This window comes from Micromonospora fluostatini, from assembly GCF_050410825.1.
Classification (GTDB): Bacteria; Actinomycetota; Actinomycetes; order Mycobacteriales; family Micromonosporaceae; genus Micromonospora; species Micromonospora rosaria.
Genome location: NZ_CP191251.1, coordinates 395,070 through 412,967 on the forward strand (window position 1 = coordinate 395,070; position 17,898 = coordinate 412,967).

At 70.7% G+C, this 17,898-nt stretch carries 16 protein-coding genes and 1 other RNA gene; 11 read left to right on the forward strand and 6 right to left on the reverse strand.

The features are described 5' to 3' along the window. The first annotated feature begins 41 nt into the window (after positions 1-41). The 7 genes from ACQUFX_RS01785 (at position 42) to mctP (ending at position 7,912) form a co-directional block, all read left to right on the forward strand. Positions 42-917, forward strand: a complete 876-nt coding sequence (locus ACQUFX_RS01785; RefSeq protein WP_428966827.1) for a Nif3-like dinuclear metal center hexameric protein — start codon at positions 42-44, stop codon at positions 915-917. After that, positions 914-1,651 (forward strand): zinc ribbon domain-containing protein, encoded by a 738-nt coding sequence (locus ACQUFX_RS01790; protein WP_428964308.1) that lies wholly within the window; start codon positions 914-916, stop codon positions 1,649-1,651. Before ACQUFX_RS01785 ends, ACQUFX_RS01790 begins: the two co-directional genes overlap by 4 nt. Positions 1,652-1,656: 5 nt before the next feature. Further along, complete coding sequence (locus tag ACQUFX_RS01795) at positions 1,657-2,868, forward strand: bifunctional RNase H/acid phosphatase (protein ID WP_428964309.1); 1,212 nt, start codon at positions 1,657-1,659, stop codon at positions 2,866-2,868. 137 nt (positions 2,869-3,005) lie between these two features. Further along, the gene (locus ACQUFX_RS01800) at positions 3,006-3,086 is read left to right on the forward strand and encodes a putative leader peptide (protein WP_355149468.1); all 81 of its coding nucleotides are present in this window, start codon (positions 3,006-3,008) and stop codon (positions 3,084-3,086) included. Between the two features lie 114 nt (positions 3,087-3,200). Next, positions 3,201-5,657: a M14 family zinc carboxypeptidase gene (locus tag ACQUFX_RS01805; protein ID WP_428964310.1), complete on the forward strand. Its 2,457-nt coding sequence runs from the start codon at positions 3,201-3,203 to the stop codon at positions 5,655-5,657. 396 nt (positions 5,658-6,053) lie between these two features. Continuing rightward, positions 6,054-6,257, forward strand: a complete 204-nt coding sequence (locus ACQUFX_RS01810; RefSeq protein WP_428964311.1) for a DUF3311 domain-containing protein — start codon at positions 6,054-6,056, stop codon at positions 6,255-6,257. After that, positions 6,257-7,912 carry a monocarboxylate uptake permease MctP gene (mctP, locus tag ACQUFX_RS01815; protein WP_428964312.1) on the forward strand — a complete coding sequence of 552 codons (1,656 nt, stop codon included), beginning with the start codon at positions 6,257-6,259 and terminating at the stop codon, positions 7,910-7,912. Before ACQUFX_RS01810 ends, mctP begins: the two co-directional genes overlap by 1 nt. 131 nt (positions 7,913-8,043) lie before the next feature. Here the strand turns inward: mctP and ACQUFX_RS01820 are convergent, their stop codons facing one another. After that, positions 8,044-8,805 (reverse strand): sulfite exporter TauE/SafE family protein, encoded by a 762-nt coding sequence (locus ACQUFX_RS01820; RefSeq protein ID WP_428964313.1) that lies wholly within the window; start codon positions 8,803-8,805, stop codon positions 8,044-8,046. Between the two features lie 312 nt (positions 8,806-9,117). Between ACQUFX_RS01820 and rnpB the strand changes: the two genes are divergently transcribed. Further along, positions 9,118-9,536, forward strand: an RNA gene (rnpB, locus tag ACQUFX_RS01825) — RNase P RNA component class A. A 349-nt stretch (positions 9,537-9,885) separates the two neighbouring features. Here rnpB and ACQUFX_RS01830 read toward each other — a convergent pair. After that, complete coding sequence (locus ACQUFX_RS01830) at positions 9,886-12,147, reverse strand: NACHT domain-containing protein (RefSeq protein WP_428964314.1); 2,262 nt, start codon at positions 12,145-12,147, stop codon at positions 9,886-9,888. A 406-nt stretch (positions 12,148-12,553) separates the two neighbouring features. Beyond that, positions 12,554-12,760, reverse strand: a complete 207-nt coding sequence (locus tag ACQUFX_RS01835; RefSeq protein ID WP_428964315.1) for a helix-turn-helix transcriptional regulator — start codon at positions 12,758-12,760, stop codon at positions 12,554-12,556. A 158-nt stretch (positions 12,761-12,918) separates the two neighbouring features. Here ACQUFX_RS01835 and ACQUFX_RS01840 point away from each other — a divergent pair, with 158 nt between their 5' ends. The 3 genes from ACQUFX_RS01840 to ACQUFX_RS01850 are packed head-to-tail and all read left to right on the forward strand — an operon-like array spanning position 12,919 to position 14,042. Further along, positions 12,919-13,170 carry a hypothetical protein gene (locus ACQUFX_RS01840; RefSeq protein WP_428964316.1) on the forward strand — a complete coding sequence of 84 codons (252 nt, stop codon included), beginning with the start codon at positions 12,919-12,921 and terminating at the stop codon, positions 13,168-13,170. Beyond that, entirely contained in the window at positions 13,163-13,720 is a 558-nt protein-coding gene (locus ACQUFX_RS01845; RefSeq protein WP_428964317.1) for a hypothetical protein, read from the forward strand. The genes ACQUFX_RS01840 and ACQUFX_RS01845 overlap by 8 nt, the downstream gene beginning before the upstream one ends. Further along, positions 13,704-14,042, forward strand: a complete 339-nt coding sequence (locus ACQUFX_RS01850; protein WP_428966828.1) for a hypothetical protein — start codon at positions 13,704-13,706, stop codon at positions 14,040-14,042. Before ACQUFX_RS01845 ends, ACQUFX_RS01850 begins: the two co-directional genes overlap by 17 nt. A gap of 29 nt (positions 14,043-14,071) precedes the next feature. Here the strand turns inward: ACQUFX_RS01850 and ACQUFX_RS01855 are convergent, their stop codons facing one another. From ACQUFX_RS01855 to ACQUFX_RS01865, 3 genes are all read right to left on the reverse strand, one after another. Further along, positions 14,072-15,625 carry a SulP family inorganic anion transporter gene (locus tag ACQUFX_RS01855; RefSeq protein ID WP_428964318.1) on the reverse strand — a complete coding sequence of 518 codons (1,554 nt, stop codon included), beginning with the start codon at positions 15,623-15,625 and terminating at the stop codon, positions 14,072-14,074. Positions 15,626-15,846: 221 nt separating this feature from the next. Continuing rightward, positions 15,847-16,455 (reverse strand): hypothetical protein, encoded by a 609-nt coding sequence (locus tag ACQUFX_RS01860; protein ID WP_428964319.1) that lies wholly within the window; start codon positions 16,453-16,455, stop codon positions 15,847-15,849. A gap of 194 nt (positions 16,456-16,649) precedes the next feature. Continuing rightward, positions 16,650-17,873, reverse strand: a complete 1,224-nt coding sequence (locus tag ACQUFX_RS01865; RefSeq protein ID WP_428964320.1) for a S8 family peptidase — start codon at positions 17,871-17,873, stop codon at positions 16,650-16,652. Positions 17,874-17,898 lie beyond the last annotated feature (25 nt).

A 17,898-nucleotide genomic window follows, 5' to 3' on the forward strand; every position in this document is an offset into this window, starting at 1 on the left:
CCGGGCCCCGGGATCCGGGTGCCCCGACCGTGGCCGACGTCGTGGCCGAGCTGGCCCGGCGGTACCCGCCGGCCTGGGCGGAGGACTGGGACCGGGTCGGGCTGGTGCTCGGCGAGCCGACCGCCCCGGTCCGCCGGGTCGCCTGCGTGGTCGACGTGCTGCCGGAGACGGTCACCGAGGCGCTCGACGCCGGGGCCGACCTGATCGTCGCCCACCATCCGCTGCTGCTGCGCGGGGTCTCCTCGGTCGCGCCCACCACCTGGAAGGGGCGGATCGTGCACCAGTTGATCCGCGCCGGGGTGGCCCTGTACACCGCGCACACCAACGCCGACGTGGCCCGGCCGGGCGTCTCGGACGCCCTCGCCGCCCGGTTCGGGCTGACCGGGCTGCGCCCGTTGCAGCCGCCGGCCGAGGGCAGCCCGGCCGCCGGCTCCGGGCGGGGCATCGGGCGGGTCGGCGAGCTGCCCCGGCCGGCGACCCTGGCCGAGGTGACCCGGCTCGCCGCCGCCGTGCTGCCCCCCACCTCCTGGGGGGTCCGCGCCGCCGGGGACCCGGCGCGGGTGATCCGTACCCTGGCGGTCTGCGGCGGGGCGGGGGACAGCTTCCTGGCCGCCGCCACGGCCGCCGGCGCGGACGCGTACCTCACCTCCGACCTGCGGCACCACCCCGCCGGTGAGTACCTCGCCGCCGACGGGCCCGCCCTGCTCGACGCCGCCCACTGGGCGACCGAGCACCCCTGGCTGGCCGACCTGGCCGCGCACCTGCGGGAGAGCCTGGCCGTCGAGGCGTACGTCTCCGACCTGGACACCGACCCGTGGACGCTGCACGCCGTCCACCCCACCGGCCGACCGCAGCCGGCCGACCCCACCCCCACCGACCCGCCGTACCCCGTGGACGAGAAGGAGCCCCGCCCGTGAAGGCAGATCCGAAGGTCCAGCGCCGCCTGCTCGACCTCCAGGCGATCGACACGAACCTGGCCCAGCTCGCCCACCGCCGCCGGACCCTGCCCGAGCTGGCCGAGCTGGACGCGCTGGCCCGGGAGCTGTCCGCGCTGGAGGACGAGCGGGTCCGCGCCCAGGTCAGCGTCGACGACCTGGACCGGGACATCACCCGGCTGGAGAAGGACGTCGACCAGGTCCGCGCCCGCAAGACCAAGGACGAGAACCGGCTCGTCGCCGGGGGCGTCCCGGCCCGGGAGCTGGAGGCGCTCCAGCACGAGCTGGTCTCGTTGAACCGCCGCCAGTCCGACCTGGAGGACGCCGAGCTGGAGCTGATGCAGCAGCGGGAGGACGCGCAGGGCGTCCTGGGCGGCATCGAGCAGCGGCTGACCGAGGCGCGCGGCCGGCGGGCGGCCACCGAGCAGCGCCGCGACGAGACCCTGGCCGAGATCGCCAAGGAGGAGGAGTTCAAGCGGTCGGCCCGCCAGCCGCTCGCCGCCGACCTCCCGGCCGACCTGGTCACCCTCTACGACCGGATCCGCGCGGACACCGGGCTGGGCGCGGCCCTGCTGACCGCCGGCCGCTGCGGCGGCTGCCGGCTGGAGCTCTCCGGCGCCGACCTGGCCCGCATCCGTAAGGCGGACCGGGACGAGGTGGTGCGCTGCGAGGACTGCCGGCGCATCATGGTCCGCAGCACCGAGTCCGGGCTGTAGTCCCGGTGGGGGTGGGCAGGGTCGTCATCGAGGCCGACGGTGGATCCCGGGGCAACCCGGGCCCGGCCGGGTACGGGGCGGTGGTCCGTGACTCGGCCAGCGGGGAGGTGCTCGCCGAACGCTCCGAGGCGATCGGCGTGACCACCAACAACATCGCCGAGTACCGGGGGCTGATCGCCGGTCTGGAGGCCGCCGCCGAGCTGGGCGCCGCCGAGGTCGAGGCGCGGATGGACTCCAAGCTGGTGGTCGAGCAGATGTGTGGCCGCTGGCAGATCAAGCATCCCGGGCTGCGCCCGCTGGCCGCGCAGGCGGCGGCGCTGGTCGGGCGGTTCGGGGCGGTCCGGTTCACCTGGATCCCCCGGGAGCGCAACAAGCACGCCGACGCGCTGGCCAACGCGGCGATGGACGCCGCCGCCGGCAAGGCGCCCCGGGAGGCGGCCCGCAGGGCCGCGCCGTCCGCCGGCGAGCCCGCGCGCGAGGTGGCCGCCCCCGACTCGGCGGCCCGCGTGCGGGCCCGGGAGGTCGCCGCCCGCGCGGCGACCGGCCGGGGCGGCACCGACCCGGCCACCGTGAAGCCCTCCTGGGAGCCGCGCCCCAGCGACAGCGCCACCCGGCTGATCCTGGTCCGGCACGGCGAGACCGAGTACACCGAGCAGCGCCGCTACTCCGGCCGGGGCGACGTGCCGCTGTCGGCCCGGGGCCGGGCCCAGGTGCGGGCGACGGCCGAACGGCTCGCCCAGCTCACCCCGACCGCCGCGGCCGTGGTCAGCTCCCCGCTGTCCCGGTGCACGGCGACCGCCGGGGCGATCGCCGAGGCCCTCGGCGACCCGCCGGTGCGGACCCGGGACGACCTGATCGAGTGCGACTTCGGCGCCTGGGAGGGGCGGACCTTCGCCGAGGTGCGCGAGGGCTGGCCGGGGGAGTTGGACGCCTGGCTCGCCTCGACCCGGATCGCGCCACCGGACGGGGAGTCGTTCACCGAGGTCGGGCTGCGGGTCCGCCGGGCGGTCGCCGCGCTGCGCGAGGCGTACCCGGGGGAGACCGTCGTGGTGGTCTCGCACGTGTCGCCGATCAAGCTGGTGCTGCGGGACGCGCTGGCCGCCTCGGACGCCTTCCTGCACCGGCTCTACCTCGACGCGGCGGGCATCTCGGTGCTGGACCTCTGGCCCGACGGCGGCGTCGCCGTCCGCTCCGTCAACGACACCGCCCACCTGTAAGGAAGGGCCCCCTGTTAACGCATTCGGTAGTGGAAGGGCCCCCTTTTAACACCGGAGGGTAATCCCTACCACTTTAGAGGGTATTACCGGTCGGGAACCGTTGACAGCGTGCCCGCCGCCCGCTGAAGATCGATGACGTGCGCAGCGTTCACCTGACGAAGCGGGGTCACATCGACCTCCTGCGCGTCGCCAGCGCGGCCTGTCGACGCTCCCTCTGACGCCGGGTCACCCTCCCTTCTCGCGCACGCCGTCGGCGTACCCCATCACCCGCAGGTCTCCGGCCCCGCGGGTGCGGCGGCCTGCGCGCTCTCCCGACAGGAGAACCGTCCCTGATGTCCACGACACGACTCCACCGGTTGACCGGGGCGACGGTGGGCGCCGCCCTGTTCGCCACCCTGGCCCTGACACCCCCGGCGGCGGCCTCCGCCCTGCCCGAGGTACCGGCCCGCCCGATCAAGATCAGCGACGTCCGCGGCTACCCGCAGCAGAACGTCCTGCCGGTCTGGCCGGACAACCCGGCCGACGCCTCCCTGCCCATCGGCACCATCGCCTACGACGACATCGCCCCGAAGCTCAACGCCCTGCAGAAGGCGAGCAACCGGGTCTCCGCCCGGGTCGCCGGCAAGTCCGTCGGCGGCTACGACCTGTACGCGGTCACCGTCACCGCCCCGGAGAGCCGCAAGGAGGCCCAGCAGCAGGAGACCTGGAAGCGGCTCATCGAGGAGGAGCCGGCCAAGGCCCAGCGGGACCGCAAGCTGCTCGCCGAATACAAGACCCCGCTCTTCGTCAACGCCAACATCCACGGCAACGAGTGGGAGGGCACCGACGCCGCGCTGCGGGTCATCGAGGACCTCGCCACCGACCGCAGCCCCGAGGTGGCGGGTCTGCTGGAGCGCAACCGGCTGGTCTTCAACGTCACCGCCAACCCGGACGGCCGGGTCGCCGGCACCCGGGCCAACGGCAACGGGTACGACCTCAACCGCGACCTGACCATCGTGTCGCAGCCGGAGACCAACCTGATCCGCGAGCTGGTCATCGACAGCAAGCCGATCATCACGCTCGACCTGCACGGGTACGTCAGCCCGACGCTGCTGCACCCGAGCACCCCGCCGCACAACGTGAACAACGAGTACGACCTGTTCATCAAGCACGCCCTGCCGAACGCCCTGGCGATCGAGGAGGACCTGCGCGACCTCGGGTACGCCGAGACCCAGCGGGCCCGGATCCCGTTCCGTGACGACGAGCCCGGCGTGTGGGACGACTTCCCGCCGATCTACGTACCGTCGTTCGCGCTGCTCCAGAGCAGCATCCCGTACACGATCGAGGCGCCGCTGAATCCGCGCGGCACCACCCTCACCCCGGCCGAGCGGCTGCGCCGGTCCGCCATCAACACCGACGTGCACGAGGTGTCGATCCGTACCTCGCTGCGCTACATCGAGGAGAACCGGGCGCAACTGCTGCACGACCAGGCCGAGGTGTACCGGCGTGGCTGGCAGGGTGAGCCGCTGCGGGACATCCCCGACGGGTACGTGCCCGGCTGGGGTCCGGAGGACAACTACAACACGGTCTTCCCCCGCGCGTACGTGATCCCCACCGGCGCCGGACAGCGCTCGGAGCCGGCGGCGGCCCGCCTGGTCGACCTGCTGATCAGCAGCGGCGGTCGGGTGTGGACGGCGAAGAAGGCGTTCACCGCCAACGGGAAATCCTACCCGGCCGGCTCGTACGTCATCGACCTGCACCAGCCCAAGCGCGGCCTGGTCAACTCCCTCCTGGAGCCGGGCATCGACCTCACCGACCGGGTCGACGACCTGTACGCCGGGCCGGCCGCCTGGAGCCAGGCCCTGACCTGGGGCGCCACCGTGGACACCCTGTGGGACGCCAAGCTGCCGAGCGTCAAGCTGGACCGGGTGTACGACGGCACCGCCACCGGCGAGCTGCCCGGCGGCAACGGTGACCTGCGGCTGGACCTGCGCGACGCCGCCGACCTGCTGGTGGTCAACTCCCTGCTGGACAAGGGTGTCGCGGTGCACCGGCTGGCCGACGGCTCGGTGGTCGTCCCCGGCACCCCGGGCAACCGCAAGCTGGCCCGCGAGGCGGTCCGCGCCCACCAGGTCACCTTCACCACCGCGCCGAAGGGCTGGCGGGGCACCCGGCTGGAGCGGGTCGTCGTCGGGTACCTCGGCGGCGTCGAGGCCCGGGACACCCTGGGCGCGCTGGGCTTCGAGGCCCGGCCGGTGACCGCCGCGACCCTGGCCACCACGCTCACCGCCGACGTGGACGTGCTGCTGGTCGCCGGCACCCTCAACCTGGCGACCCTGACGGCGGAGAACCGGGCCGCCCTGGACGCCTTCCTCGCCCGGGGCGGTGGCCTCGTCGGGCTGGGCACCGCCGGGGCGCGGGCGAGCACCGACGCCGGCCTGGTGTCGGTCACCGCCACCGCCGGCCCGAGCCTGGCCAGCGGCGTGGTGAACGTGGTCAACAGCACCGGCCCGGTGGCCACGAACGCGATCCCGCACTCGTTCGTCAGCCAGCCGGTCTGGTTCACCGACCTCGGCCCGAACGCGGTCGTCGAGCAGTCGTACGCCGCCGACCCGCTGCTCGCCGGCTGGTGGGCCCGGACCGGCGCGACCGGCCGGTCGGCCGCCGCCGGCCAGGCCAGCATCGTCCGGGGCGTCTCCGAGGCCGGGAACCCGGTGGTGCTCTTCGGCACCTCGCCGACGTTCCGCCTGCACCCCAAGGGCCTCCAGCCCCAACTCGGCCGCGCCCTCCTCTGGGCCGCAGGGGTGTAAGGAGGGGCCCCCTGTTAACGCTTTCTGTATAGGAAGGGCCCCTTCCTAACACCCTTCGGCGGCAACAGGGACAGCAACGGGCACGGGCCCGGGTGCACGACGCACCCGGGCCCGTGCGCGTGACGGGGACGGCGCGGCCGGTGATCCATCGATGGGGACCGCTGGGCGCAGGATGCGCTCCGTTGGGCGCAGCATCACGCACAGGTACGGCGTGACGGCGGTCACAGGGTCGTAGCCTCCGGCGGTCGGAGTCACCACCACCGGAGGTGCCAGATGGCCGAAGCACGGGAGCCGGAGCCGGGAAGTACCGAATCCCGGCCGGATCCGGCGAGCAGCGGGCCGGCGAGGGGCGGGTCGGCGAGCAGCGGGTCGGCGGGGGGCGGGTCGGCGCGGAGGGTGCGGGCCAGGGACCACAGTCCGTGGAACTGGCTGCTCTTCGCGCCGATCGTGGTACCGCTGGTCCCGGCGCTGTTCAACGCCGACTCGCCCCGGCTGTTCGGGTGGCCCCGGTTCTACTGGCTGCAACTGGCCTTCATCCTGCTCGGCGTCGCCACCACCACGCTGGTGTACCAGCGGACCAAGAAGCGGGGTGAGCGCTGATGTGGCGCGACCATCTCACCGAGATCATCATCTTCACCACGCTCTTCCTGCTGGTCAGCGGGATGGGGTTCGTGGCGAGCCGGTGGCGCGCCCCGAAGGACATGGCCCATCTCGACGAGTGGGGGCTGGGCGGGCGCAGCTTCGGCGGCTGGATCACCTGGTTCCTCATCGGCGGGGACCTCTACACCGCGTACACCTTCGTGGCGGTGCCGGCGCTGATCTTCGGGGCCGGCGCGGCCGGGTTCTTCGCCGTGCCGTACACGATCGTGGTCTATCCGTTGGTGTTCCTGGTGCTCTGCCGGCTCTGGTCGGTGTCGCACCGGCACGGCTTCGTCACCCCGGCCGACTTCGTGCGGCGGCGGTTCGAGTCGCCGGTGCTGGCCCTGCTGGTCGCGATCACCGGCATCGTCGCCACGATGCCGTACATCGCGCTGCAACTCGTCGGCATCGAGGCGGTGCTCAAGACCATGGGGGTGGCCGGGGAGAGCGCGCTGGCGCGGCACCTGCCGATCATCGTGGCCTTCGCCATCCTGGCCGCCTACACGTACCAGTCGGGGCTGCGCGCCCCGGCGCTGATCGCCTTCGTCAAGGACTCGCTGATCTACATCGTCATCCTGGTGGCGGTGATCTGGCTGCCGTACCAGCTCGGCGGCTGGGGGGCGATCTTCGACGCCGCCGACGCCAAGTTCGCGGCCACCCCGAACCCGAACGACGGCATCCTGCTCACCGGCAACAACCAAATCCAGTACGTCACCCTCGCGTTCGGCTCCGCGCTGGCGCTGTTCCTGTACCCGCACAGCATCACCGGGGTACTGGCCAGCCGGAACCGGGACGTGATCAAGCGGAACATGTCCGCGCTGCCCGCGTACAGCCTGCTGCTCGGGCTGATCGCGCTGCTCGGCTTCATGGCCATCGCCGCCGGGGTGACCCCGCTGCCCGGGTCGAAGGAGGGCACCGTCGACAGCAACACCGTCGTACCGGTCCTCTTCGACCAGCAGTTCCCGGACTGGTTCGCCGGGGTCGCGTACGCGGCCATCGGCATCGGCGCGCTGGTCCCGGCGGCGATCATGTCGATCGCGGCGGCGAACCTGTTCACCCGCAACATCTACAAGGAGTACCTGAAACGGGACGCCACCCCGGCCCAGGAGGCCAACGTATCCAAGATCACGTCGCTGGTGGTGAAGGTCGGCGCGGTGGCCTGCATCGTCTTCCTCGACCCGCAGTTCTCCATCGACCTCCAGCTCATCGGCGGCGTGATCATCCTCCAGACGCTGCCGGCGGTGGCCCTGGGCCTGTACACCCGCTGGTTCCACAAGGGCGCGCTGATCGCCGGCTGGACGGCCGGCATGGGGCTCGGCCTGTGGATGCTGTACCAGATCCCGAACGCCGCCACCGGACGGCAGCACTTCGGCGGGTCGGCCTTCCCGCTGGCCGACTTCGGCCTGGACACGCCGAAGACCATCTACGTCGGCATCGTCGCCGTCGGCGTCAACCTGCTCGTCGCCGCCCTGGGCACCCTCGCCCTGCGCGCGGCCCGCGTCCCGGACGGCGGCGACGGCACCGAGACCGACGACTACTTCGCCGACGAGGGCGACCCCCGGGTCACCCCCGGCCCCCGCACCGACGCCGCCACCGCCCCGGAGCCGGTCGCGTGAAAGGAGGGGGCCCTTGTTAACGCATTCTGTAGAGGAAGGGCCCCTTCCAAACACCCCGGCACCCCGCCCGGCCCGCGCGCTGACCCGCCCGCACCGGCACCGTCACGTCGAGCCGGGGACGGCGGGCGGGATCAGCGGAGGGCGCGGTAGAGCAGGTAGAGGCCGATGCACGTGCCGAAGGCGACGATCACGGTCTTGAGCACCACCGACGGCAACCGCCGGGCCAGCCGGGCACCGACGTACCCGCCGACCAGGGTGGCCGGGGCGACCAGCGCGACGGCCGCCCAGTTCACCGGCCCGAAGAGGGCGAAAATCGTGACCGTGGTCAGCCCGACCACGGCCGACACCAGGTTCTTCACCGCGCTCACCCGGGCCATGGTCGCGTCCAGCACCAGGGCCAGGCCGGCGACCAGCATCACCCCCAGCGCCGCGCCGAAGTACCCGCCGTACACCGCGCCGACCCCGACCATCACCTGCGCCGCCAGCGCGCGGCGGCGCGGGCCCCCGTCACGGGGGTGGCCGACCAGCCGGCGCAGCGGCTCCTGGAAGGCCAGCACCGCCGTCGCGGCCAGCACCAGGAACGGTACGACCAGCTCGAAGGCGCGGGCCGGCGTACCCAGCAGCAACAGGCAGCCCAGCAGCGAGCCGACGACCGCCGTCGGGACCAGCGGCAGCCACTCCCGCCGGGCCGGCAGGTCCACCCGACTGCCGGCCACGGCGGCCAGGTACCCGGGACAGACCGCCACCGAGTTGCTGACGTTCGCCGCCACCGGTGGCAGGCCGACCGCGATCAGGGCGGGGAACGTGATGAGGGACCCGCCGCCGGCCACCGCGTTCATGGTGCCGGCGGCGAGACCGGCGGCGACCAGCAGCACGGCGTCGGTGAGTTCCACGACCGCCGAGGCTACCGACGCCGTCGCCCCCGGCCCCCACCCCGGGGTACGCCGACCAGCGTCCACCCGGTGCGTGCCTCGGAGGCCCCGCACGGGAGGGCCGCCGCCGCGCCGCCCCCTGGCCCCCGCCGCCGTCCAGGTGATCAAACGCCGGCCAGCCCTCGACCGCCGTGGCCGCGCTCTGGACCTGATCGGGTACCAGAGGAACTGTCGGTCGTCGTCCGGCCCGGCGCTGGCGTCCGGGCGGCAGGGGGTGGGGGCGGGGTGGCAATAGCCGGCATGCTGGCATCGTTACGATGAGAGCGCGACGGACGAGTCGACCGGGCGGTCGCGTCGACGGGCTCCGGCCCGTCGCCGAGGAACGTCCGGACTCCAGAGGGCAGGGTGGTTGCTAACGGCAACCCGGGGCGACCCGCGGGACAGTGCCACAGAAAACAGACCGCCGCCCCCATAAAGGGGACGGTAAGGGTGAAACGGTGGGGTAAGAGCCCACCAGCACCCCGGGTGACCGGGGTGGCTCGGTAAACCCCACCCGGAGCAAGGCCAAGAAAGGGCCGTCACCGCAAGATGACGACCCGCGCAGACGCTTGAGGGCTGCCCGCCCGATGTCTGCGGGTAGGCCGCTGGAGCCTGTCGGCAACGGCAGGCCGAGATGGATGACCGCCGCCGACGCGGACCCCGCAAGGGGTACGCGACGGGCACAGAATCCGGCGTACAGGTCGACTCGTCCGTCGCCCACCAGCTCAGAGCCCCGATCAAGGCTTCGAGTACTCGGGCGCCCCTGGTCGTGCTTGGTAACACTGGTCGCTGTCGGGTGTCGTCAAACTCCCTGAGGTTAGATTAACCCGGTCTGCAAGGGCTAACACGACCAAGGCAGCGGTTCTGCCTCCGTCGCAGACTTGCTGCTCGTTTCGTCGTGCGGTATCCGGCCGTTGTCGTTGGTTTGCCACCCCGTGTCGAGGTGGGCGGAGTGCCGGATCCAGGAGGATGCGACTACTGTCTCTAAGCGTTCATACTAGTTCCCTAAGTTGATGATCATGAATAAGTTCCGAGTGTCGGGTGATAGTTGTTTGAGGCGTCCTAGATCTGGAGGGATGCCGGAGTGTCTAGCGCTTGCATGGCAGCCTGCCGTTTGCCCTTAACAGGTAGGTATATCGTTGTCGAGCCGCGTCCGACTTTGGTGAGCCACTTGTCGGAGACGAGTCGTGCAAGCACGTCAGGGACAAGTTGGCGATCGGTCTGACTCAAGCCGCGAGACAAGGCGCCCTCCTTTCTTCCGGATCCGCGCTGTGCATATACTTTCTTAAGAATGGTGAGTGCTACGATGGTCTTGCGGGGAAGGGGTAGCTGTGCAATCCCTGAAGTAGTATGGGAGGCCTGAGAAAATTCCTGCACTTCGCAGTTCTGAAATTTATCTGCAAGGAACGGTGGTATATCGGATACCCCATCCACAAAGCCGAAAAGGCATTTGTCGAAGTGGGGGGATTCGCTTGGGGATGAGACGCCGGACAGGTCTAGCGTCTCAATGACAGAGTCCTTGATGTGGAGTAAGGAAAGCGTTGGGAATTCCCCGACCGAGAGGTAGTCAAAGTACACTCCCTCCACAATGTATCCTGGGGGCTTGATGTCTGATCCAATCTCGTTGGCAACACCAATCAGGTCAGCAAGAATTGAATCATTTAGCCCTTGGGAATCACGATGCTTCAATGCGGCTTTTACCGCTCCAAGGCCTACGCCATTTTGAATCAGGACGTGGGCTGCTACCGCAAGCGTTAGCTCATTCGATGCATTTGCCCAAGATGCTGGCTGTGTAAGCGGGTGTCCTTGATAAGGGCTGGAAATATACTTTGCGAGATCATCGCCAAAAGCAACGTCGGATAGTGCTTGATCGGCAAATACCCGCTCCTCGAGCCGCTTGGACTCATCCCCGGATGAGGTCAACCCAGGAAGTCGCAGTAATAACTGGATTCCTTCGTCGTCTGGGCGCCGTCCATTCACCTCGTAGAACGCCTGCTCCATGTGACCCATGTTTATCGGGCCGAGTGCATCACCGCCACTCCGTGCAAGGGTTGCTACGCGCCCGAGAATTGCCCGCACTATATCTGGGCGAACTCCAGAAAGCGCCCGTGCCTCCCGTGCGCATACTTCGTCTAGGAGTTTGTTCCATGCCGCAGCCCTAGGCGTATCATTCTGGTCGGAAAGGTTGGAGAGCGCTCCAGAGTTCAGCAAGTATGCGAGAAGGAGTGGGCGAGTTGGCAGCCATTCCGGCAAATCAGATGAAGCTGCGCTCAGGAACCGCTGGACCTGATTGGAATCAAAATCTGTCAACTCAAGTTCTAGGTCATCAGGCGTCAAGCCGAGGGCGTCGCGACACTCGGTTAGTGACGTGAAGTAATGAGCGCGGCCACAAACGGCAATCCCCGTTTCTTCCCGCGCATCCTGTATAAGTCTCCGCACAGGGTCCAGTGCCTGCCATCGCACCGTTCGGAGGTCTGAAACGTTGCCGAGCCAGCGGGTCGGAGTAACCTCATCGAAGCCATCCAGGAGCAGCACACAAGCTCCAGCGCGCCAAGCAGAGATTAGACTCCTGTCACCCTCAAAACCAATCTCTTCTGCGTGTCGTCGCAGTATTTCTGCCGGAGAGCGGAGGCCGATGCAGTCTCTGAGATTTATATGCAGTGGGAAGCGCTGTTCTTCGGGGTTCTTGGAGTATTGTGCTCGAAGTCGAAGATACAGCTTTTTAAGCGCATGACTCTTGCCGACTCCGAATTGGCCGTGCAGAAGGATTCGTCGCCCCGCAGTCAGTTGTTCAGCGAGTCCTTGCATGTTGAAAGCGCTGTCTCTGGCGGCAAAACTCTGGTCGACATCGGTGGTTCCCCGAGCTGGTGAGAATCCAACACTTCCGAAAGGATAGTTGTCGCGGGATCGGAGATAGCTGCCTACGTCGCACAATCGCCGCTGTAGAGTGCGTAAACTGATGCAGTGAATTTTGGTGGCGTGCGGGGACGCCTTGTTCGACTCCCGCTTTACGGCTTCCCTTTGGTCTCCCGTTGGTTCTTCGCGAGTTACGAACCAACCCACGATGCTCTTGAAAGAATTATTCGGAACTTTTGAGAGCCGTTGGATGATCTTTCGCAGTTTTTCGGCATCGTGTTCGGCTTTGGCTTTGGTGCGAGATGTTGTGAATTCGTAACAGTTTATTGAGTCGTCCGATGAAAAGATCGCATCATGCTCTACTCCGTCTATCATAACTGCCCCCTGGAGGAACAGGGGATCGTGAATTGCGCGCGCCACATTGAGAGCGCGAACCTCGAATTCTTGCCCCGTCTCAGATGAGGTCAAGACCTCTCCCTTGTTGCAAGGTGGAAGGAATTTGGTAATGACATCTATTGCTCACTCCACAATGTACTGAGCGGGCCATCCTACCCCGAGATGCGCTGTGGGTAAATACGAGTGGTTGCATGTTCGCGGGCGACGGCAGCCCTGACAACTGTGACGAAGGGGACGTTCTGCTATGCCCGACGCTGCTGGCGCCTGAAAATCTGGCAGTGCCCCGCAAGCCTTCTAGCGGATAGGCGCTGGTCAGGCGCATTGCAGCGTCTCTTTGGGGTGCAGGCCGACTTGCCTGTTGGCCACGTTTGGGGGACGAGATCCAGACTGTCGATCCGGGTTCGCGCTGAGTTTCGGTCGGCGGTCAGGCGTCGAGCGGGTTGGGCTTCTTCAAGATTCCGGTCGACAGGTAGCTGCCTCAGCTCTGGTCGTCGCCGTCGGTGGGGCTTGGTTGCCGGTGCTCGGCGATCCACTGCTCGATGTCTTCGGTGCGCCACACCTTGCCGGCGCGCAGGATCGCGTAGGGCTTGGGGAAGGTGGGGTAGCGGGCGAGTTGCTGGACGCGTTGACGCGACACGTCCAGCCGGCGGGCGATCTCGTACGGACCCATCAGGGGCTTCCCCATGTCGGTAGACCGTAGGCGGGCGGAATCTAGTCAATAGGCAGTAGTCGATTGACTAGCTGAGGGTGATGGAGCATGAGCGGAAGGTGCCCCCGTCCGGTGGAGGATCTTCCCGGCGGGCGGGGGCACCGCAGGAGTCGACGACCCCGTGCGGAGGCCCGATGAGACGCCCACACCTGCCGTTACGCCCGCTCTGGATCTGTGCCGCGTGTGCCCGCCCGTGGCCCTGTGGCGAGGCGCGCGTCGACCTCGTCCGGCGGTACGCGGATGACCCTGTCGGGCTGGCCGGTCACCTGGCCGGGCTGCTGCGGGAGGCGACGACCGATCTGGACTGGATCTGCCCGGAGCCGCCCGACCCGGCGACGATCCGGCGGCGGTTCCTGGGCTGGTTGGAGCGGATGCGGCATGGTTGACCAGGTGATTGTCGTCCTGCTCGGGCTCAGCCTGGGGCTGCACCTGCTGACGCTGCGGTCCCTCCGCCTGACCGCCGACGAGTGGAGTCGGGGTGCCGACGACCGGGGTGCCGACGAGGGGAACCCATACGCCGACGAGGGCGGTCCGCGTACCGGCGAACGGTTGGTCTCATTGCCGGGGCAGCTCGACAGCGTCCCCAACAGCGGTACCCGACCCGCCGGCTTGCCGGTGCCGGGCGGCCGGCGGGGTGAGGCTGGCCCGCCGGCCCGGCACCGCGGGGCGACGCTGCACGAGCCGACGCGGGCGTACCCGATCGTCCGGGCCGGCTCGCCGGTGAACCGGCCGCCGGACGTGCGGTTCGCCAACGACCTGACGGGCCGCACGAAGGCGGACCCGCCCGCGCCGCAGGAAGGCCGGGCCGGCGGGCGGACGGGTGGGCCGGAGATCGGCGGACGATCCCGGCCGCCGGGGCGGCAGCGGGTCGGCGACGAGCGGCGGGGCGGTCCGGGGGGAGGGGACGCCGGTGGACGGGCTGCCTTCCCCCGGTGACGTCGTGCTGGTCACCCGGGCCGCGTCGGTGCAGTTCACCAGGCCGATGATGTTCCGGGTGATCCGCGTGATCGAGGAGTGGGTCACCTACCACGACTGGGTCTGGCTGCACGGGTACTCCCTTGACGAGCGGGGTGACGCGGTCGCCAAGCGGGACCTCTTCGTGCGGCCGGCCGGGCTCCAGATGATGCGTCGGCCGCAACCGTCGCCCCGGTCACCGAACCAGCGGCCGAGCCGACCGGCCCGCCGGCCACCACCCGCGCCGGCACCGGCGGGGCAGCCGCCGGTGCCGGCGGGGCAGCCCCGACCGCTGCGCCGCTGAGCGCGGGGTGACGACCGGGTCGAGCGGGGTCAGCCGGTCGGCCGTCCGGCCTCCCCGTCGCCGCCCGCCGTGCCCTCCACAACCGCCTCGGACGAGGCCGCCTCGGCCGGGGCGATCACCTGGACCGGTACCTCGGCCTGGGTGTTGTGGGTTTCCACCCACTGGTCGAGGGCGGTCCGGCAGGCGTGGTCGACGTGCCGCAGGCCGCGCAGGTCCAACCGGACCCGGCGGTCGGCGGGCAGGGCGTTCAGGGCGGTGAGGATGGTGGGCAGCCGCAGGAACGTGGCGTTGCCGGTGATGGTGACGTCGATCGGGGCGGACCCGTCGTCGTGGACGGTCACCCGGATGTGCGAGGTCTCCCAGGCGGCCTTCACCACGGCCAGGCCGAGACCGACCAGGACGCCGGTGAACATGTCGGTGGTGCCGATGGCGACGGCGGTCACCACCAGGACGACCGCCTCGCCCCGGTGCTCGCGCCAGAGCGCCGGCAGCGCCCGGACCGGCATGAGCTTGACCCCCGCGTGGATCAGCACGGCGGCCAGCGCCGGCAGCGGGATCAGCCCGATCAGCCCCGGTACGGCGGCGACGAAGAGCAGCAGCCAGAGCCCGTGCAGCACCCGGGACGCCTTGGTCCGCGCGCCGGCCTGCACGTTGGCCGAACTGCGGACGATCACCGCCGTCATCGGCAGCGCGCCGAGCAGGCCGCAGACCGTGTTGCCGGTGCCCTGGGCGACCAACTCCTTGTCGAAGTCGGTGCGGGGGCCGGTGTGCAGCCGGTCGACGGCCGCCGCGCTGAACAGGCTCTCCGCCGAGGCGACCAGGGTGAACGTGGCGATGGTGGCGAGGACGCCCAGGTCCGTGAGGTCCCGCCAGTGGCCGAGCGAGGGTTGCATCGCGGCGAGCAGCCCCTCCACCTGGATGGTCTGCACCGGCAGGTCGAGCAGCGCGGTCAGCGCGGCGGCCACGACCACGGCGACCAGCGCGCCGGGGACCATGCGGAGCCGGGGTACCCGGCGGCGCAGCGCGTCCCACTGGGTCATGGTGCCCAGGGTGGCCACGCCGACGGTCAACGCGACCTGCGCGGTGGGCGAGGTGACCACGTCGGCGACGAGACCGGGCAGGCCGGTGAACTTCCCCGGCCCCGAGTGCGGGGTGGTGGCCCCGGCCAGGACGTACAACTGGCCGGCGACGATGAGCAGGCCGATGCCGGCGAGCATGCCCTGCACCACGGCGACCGAGATGGCGCGGAACCACCGGCCGAGCCGCAGCAGGCCCAGCCCGATCTGGAGCAGCCCGCAGACCAGCACGATGGTGCCGAGGCCGGTCAGGCCGTAGCGGTCCACCGCCTCGGCGACCAGCACCGTCATGCCGGCGGCCGGGCCGCTGACCTGGAGGCTGCTGCCCGGCATCAGGCCCACCAGCAGGCCGCCGACCACGCCGGTGACCAGGCCCAGTTCGGCGGGTACGCCGGAGGCGACGGCGATGCCGACGCAGAGCGGCAACGCGACGAGGAAGACGACGAGGGACGCGGGCAGATCGGCGCGCAGCGCGACACGCCAGGTCGGACGGGCGTACGTGGTCATGGTCCACCTCCGGGAGGCATGGGGCGGGGAAGCCGGTGCGTCCACCCCTCCGGCGGGTACGCCGGGCCGCCTCGTCGTTGACGCGGTGTCGGTGCGGATGCGGGCCGGCCCGGGGACGTCGGTGCCGACGCGGTGGGACGGGAACGGCCCCGGGTCGCGCGGGCGCGACGGGCGGGGACGCCTCAGGTGGTGGTGTGCGGGTGCGAGTGGACGCGCGCCGCTCAGCAGCGCAGCACCCGGCATCCGGCCAGGTCGGGGCCGGGCTGCGCGGTGAGCGGACGGCCGTCGGCGGCCTTCTCCCACCCGACGGGTACGCCCCGGCGGGCCGCCCGGTCGGGCGGGACCGGCTCGCCCCGGCGCTCACCACCCGGGGCGCTACGACCGGCCCGGCTGAACGCCCCGTGCACCGTCGCTGCGCAGCCGGTGACCAGCCGCGCGCCCCGGCCCGGCCCGACGGGCGTACCCGTGGTGGGGCCGGCACCGAGGGCGCGCAGATCCGGGGCCGGCCCGGGGACCAGGGCGGCCCGGCCGGACCGCTCGACGTCGGACTCGTGGCCACGGGAGCCGTCCGGAACGCGGTCGGGACCGGCCAGTTCGGTGCCGGCGGCCAGTTCGGTGCCGACGGTCGCGTCGGAGGTGACCGCCGGGATGGCGTGGAGGGCCGGGGGAGGGAGGGCCGGGGCGGGGCGGGCGGCCAGCGCTCCGGCGGCGGGCCGCCCGGCGGGGTCGGGGACGACCGGGCCGGCCAGGGCCGGGTGACCGGGGAGGGCGAGGTGCAGCAGGAACGCCTGGACGAGCAGCGGCCCGACGACGAGGACTCTGCGTCGCACCGCTCACCCCCAGGTCGAGACCGTGCTCGGGCCGCCCCGGCATGGCACGGTTGTCCAGTCAAACCTGACGATGGGGGGATCGGTTACGGGCCGTTCCAGCAGGTGGGCGGGGGTCTCGGGGTGCCCGGTCGGCGGTGGCGGGGCACACGGGAACGGCCCCGGGGCGGGTGCCCCGGGGCCGTCCGGCAGGTGGATCAGAGGGTCGGCGCGACGTACAGCAGGCGGTTCGGGGAACCGGTGCCGGGGTTGCTGATGGTGCCGGTGGTGGCGGTGGTGGTCAGGTACGAGGCGACCTGGGCCGGGGTCCAGGAGGGGTTCACCTGGAGCACCCGGGCGGCCGCGCCGGCCACGTGCGGCGACGCCATCGAGGTGCCGTTGATGGTGTTCGTCGCGGTGTTGCTGGTGTGCCAGGCCGACAGGACGGCCGAGCCCGGGGCGAAGATGTCCACGCAGGTGCCCCAGTTCGAGTACGAGGCACGGGCCCCGTTGCTCTGGGTCGCGCCGACGGTGATCGCCGCGGCGACCGCAGCCGGCGAGGAGTTGCAGGCGTTGGCGTTGCTGTTGCCGGCCGCCACCGCGTAGGTGATGCCGTCGGCGATCGAGTTCGCCACGGCGGTGTTCAGCGACGGGTTGAGCCCGCCACCGAGGCTCATGTTCGCCACCGCCGGCTGGCCCGCCGCGTGGTGCGACGTGACCCAGTTGACCCCGCCCACGACGCCCGCGATCGTGCCGCTGCCGGCGCAGTTCAGCACCCGGACGCCGATCAGGCGCACGCCCTTGGCCACGCCGTAGGTGCTGCCGCCGACGGTGCCGGCGACGTGCGTGCCGTGCCCGTTGCAGTCGGTCGCCGGCAGGGCGCCGTCCACCGCGTCGTACCCGTCGACCGCACGGCCGCCGAAGTCGTTGTGGGTGGTCCGGATGCCGGTGTCGATGACGTACGCGGTCACCCCGGAGCCGGTGCTGTTGTAGGTGTAGGAGGCGCTCAGCGGCAGCGCCGTCTGGTCGATGCGGTCCAGACCCCACGGCGGGTTGACCTGGGTCGCCTGGATGCTGACCGTGTGGTTCTGCTCGACGAAGGCGACCGCCGGGTCGGCGGCGAGCCGCTTCGCGGCAGACTCGGACAGCTTCGCCTCGAAGCCGTTGAGCGCGCTGCCGTACACCTGGGCCACCGCGCCGCCGTACCGCTTGGCGAGGCTGCCCGCCGAGGAGGTGACGGCGGCCTGCGCGGTACCGGCCTTGCCGCCCACGGCCGAGTCCTTCAGGACGACGATGTAGCTACCCGTGACAGCGGTGGCGCCACCGGCGAGACGGATCTCGCCGGTCGCCGGTGCGGCCGACACCGGGCTTCCGATCATCGTGGTGGCCATGGCCGTCGCGGTCAGTACGCCGAGCGCGGCCAGTCTGCGGGGGAGGGTCATCTGTTCTCCTCTGTCCACCGGGTCG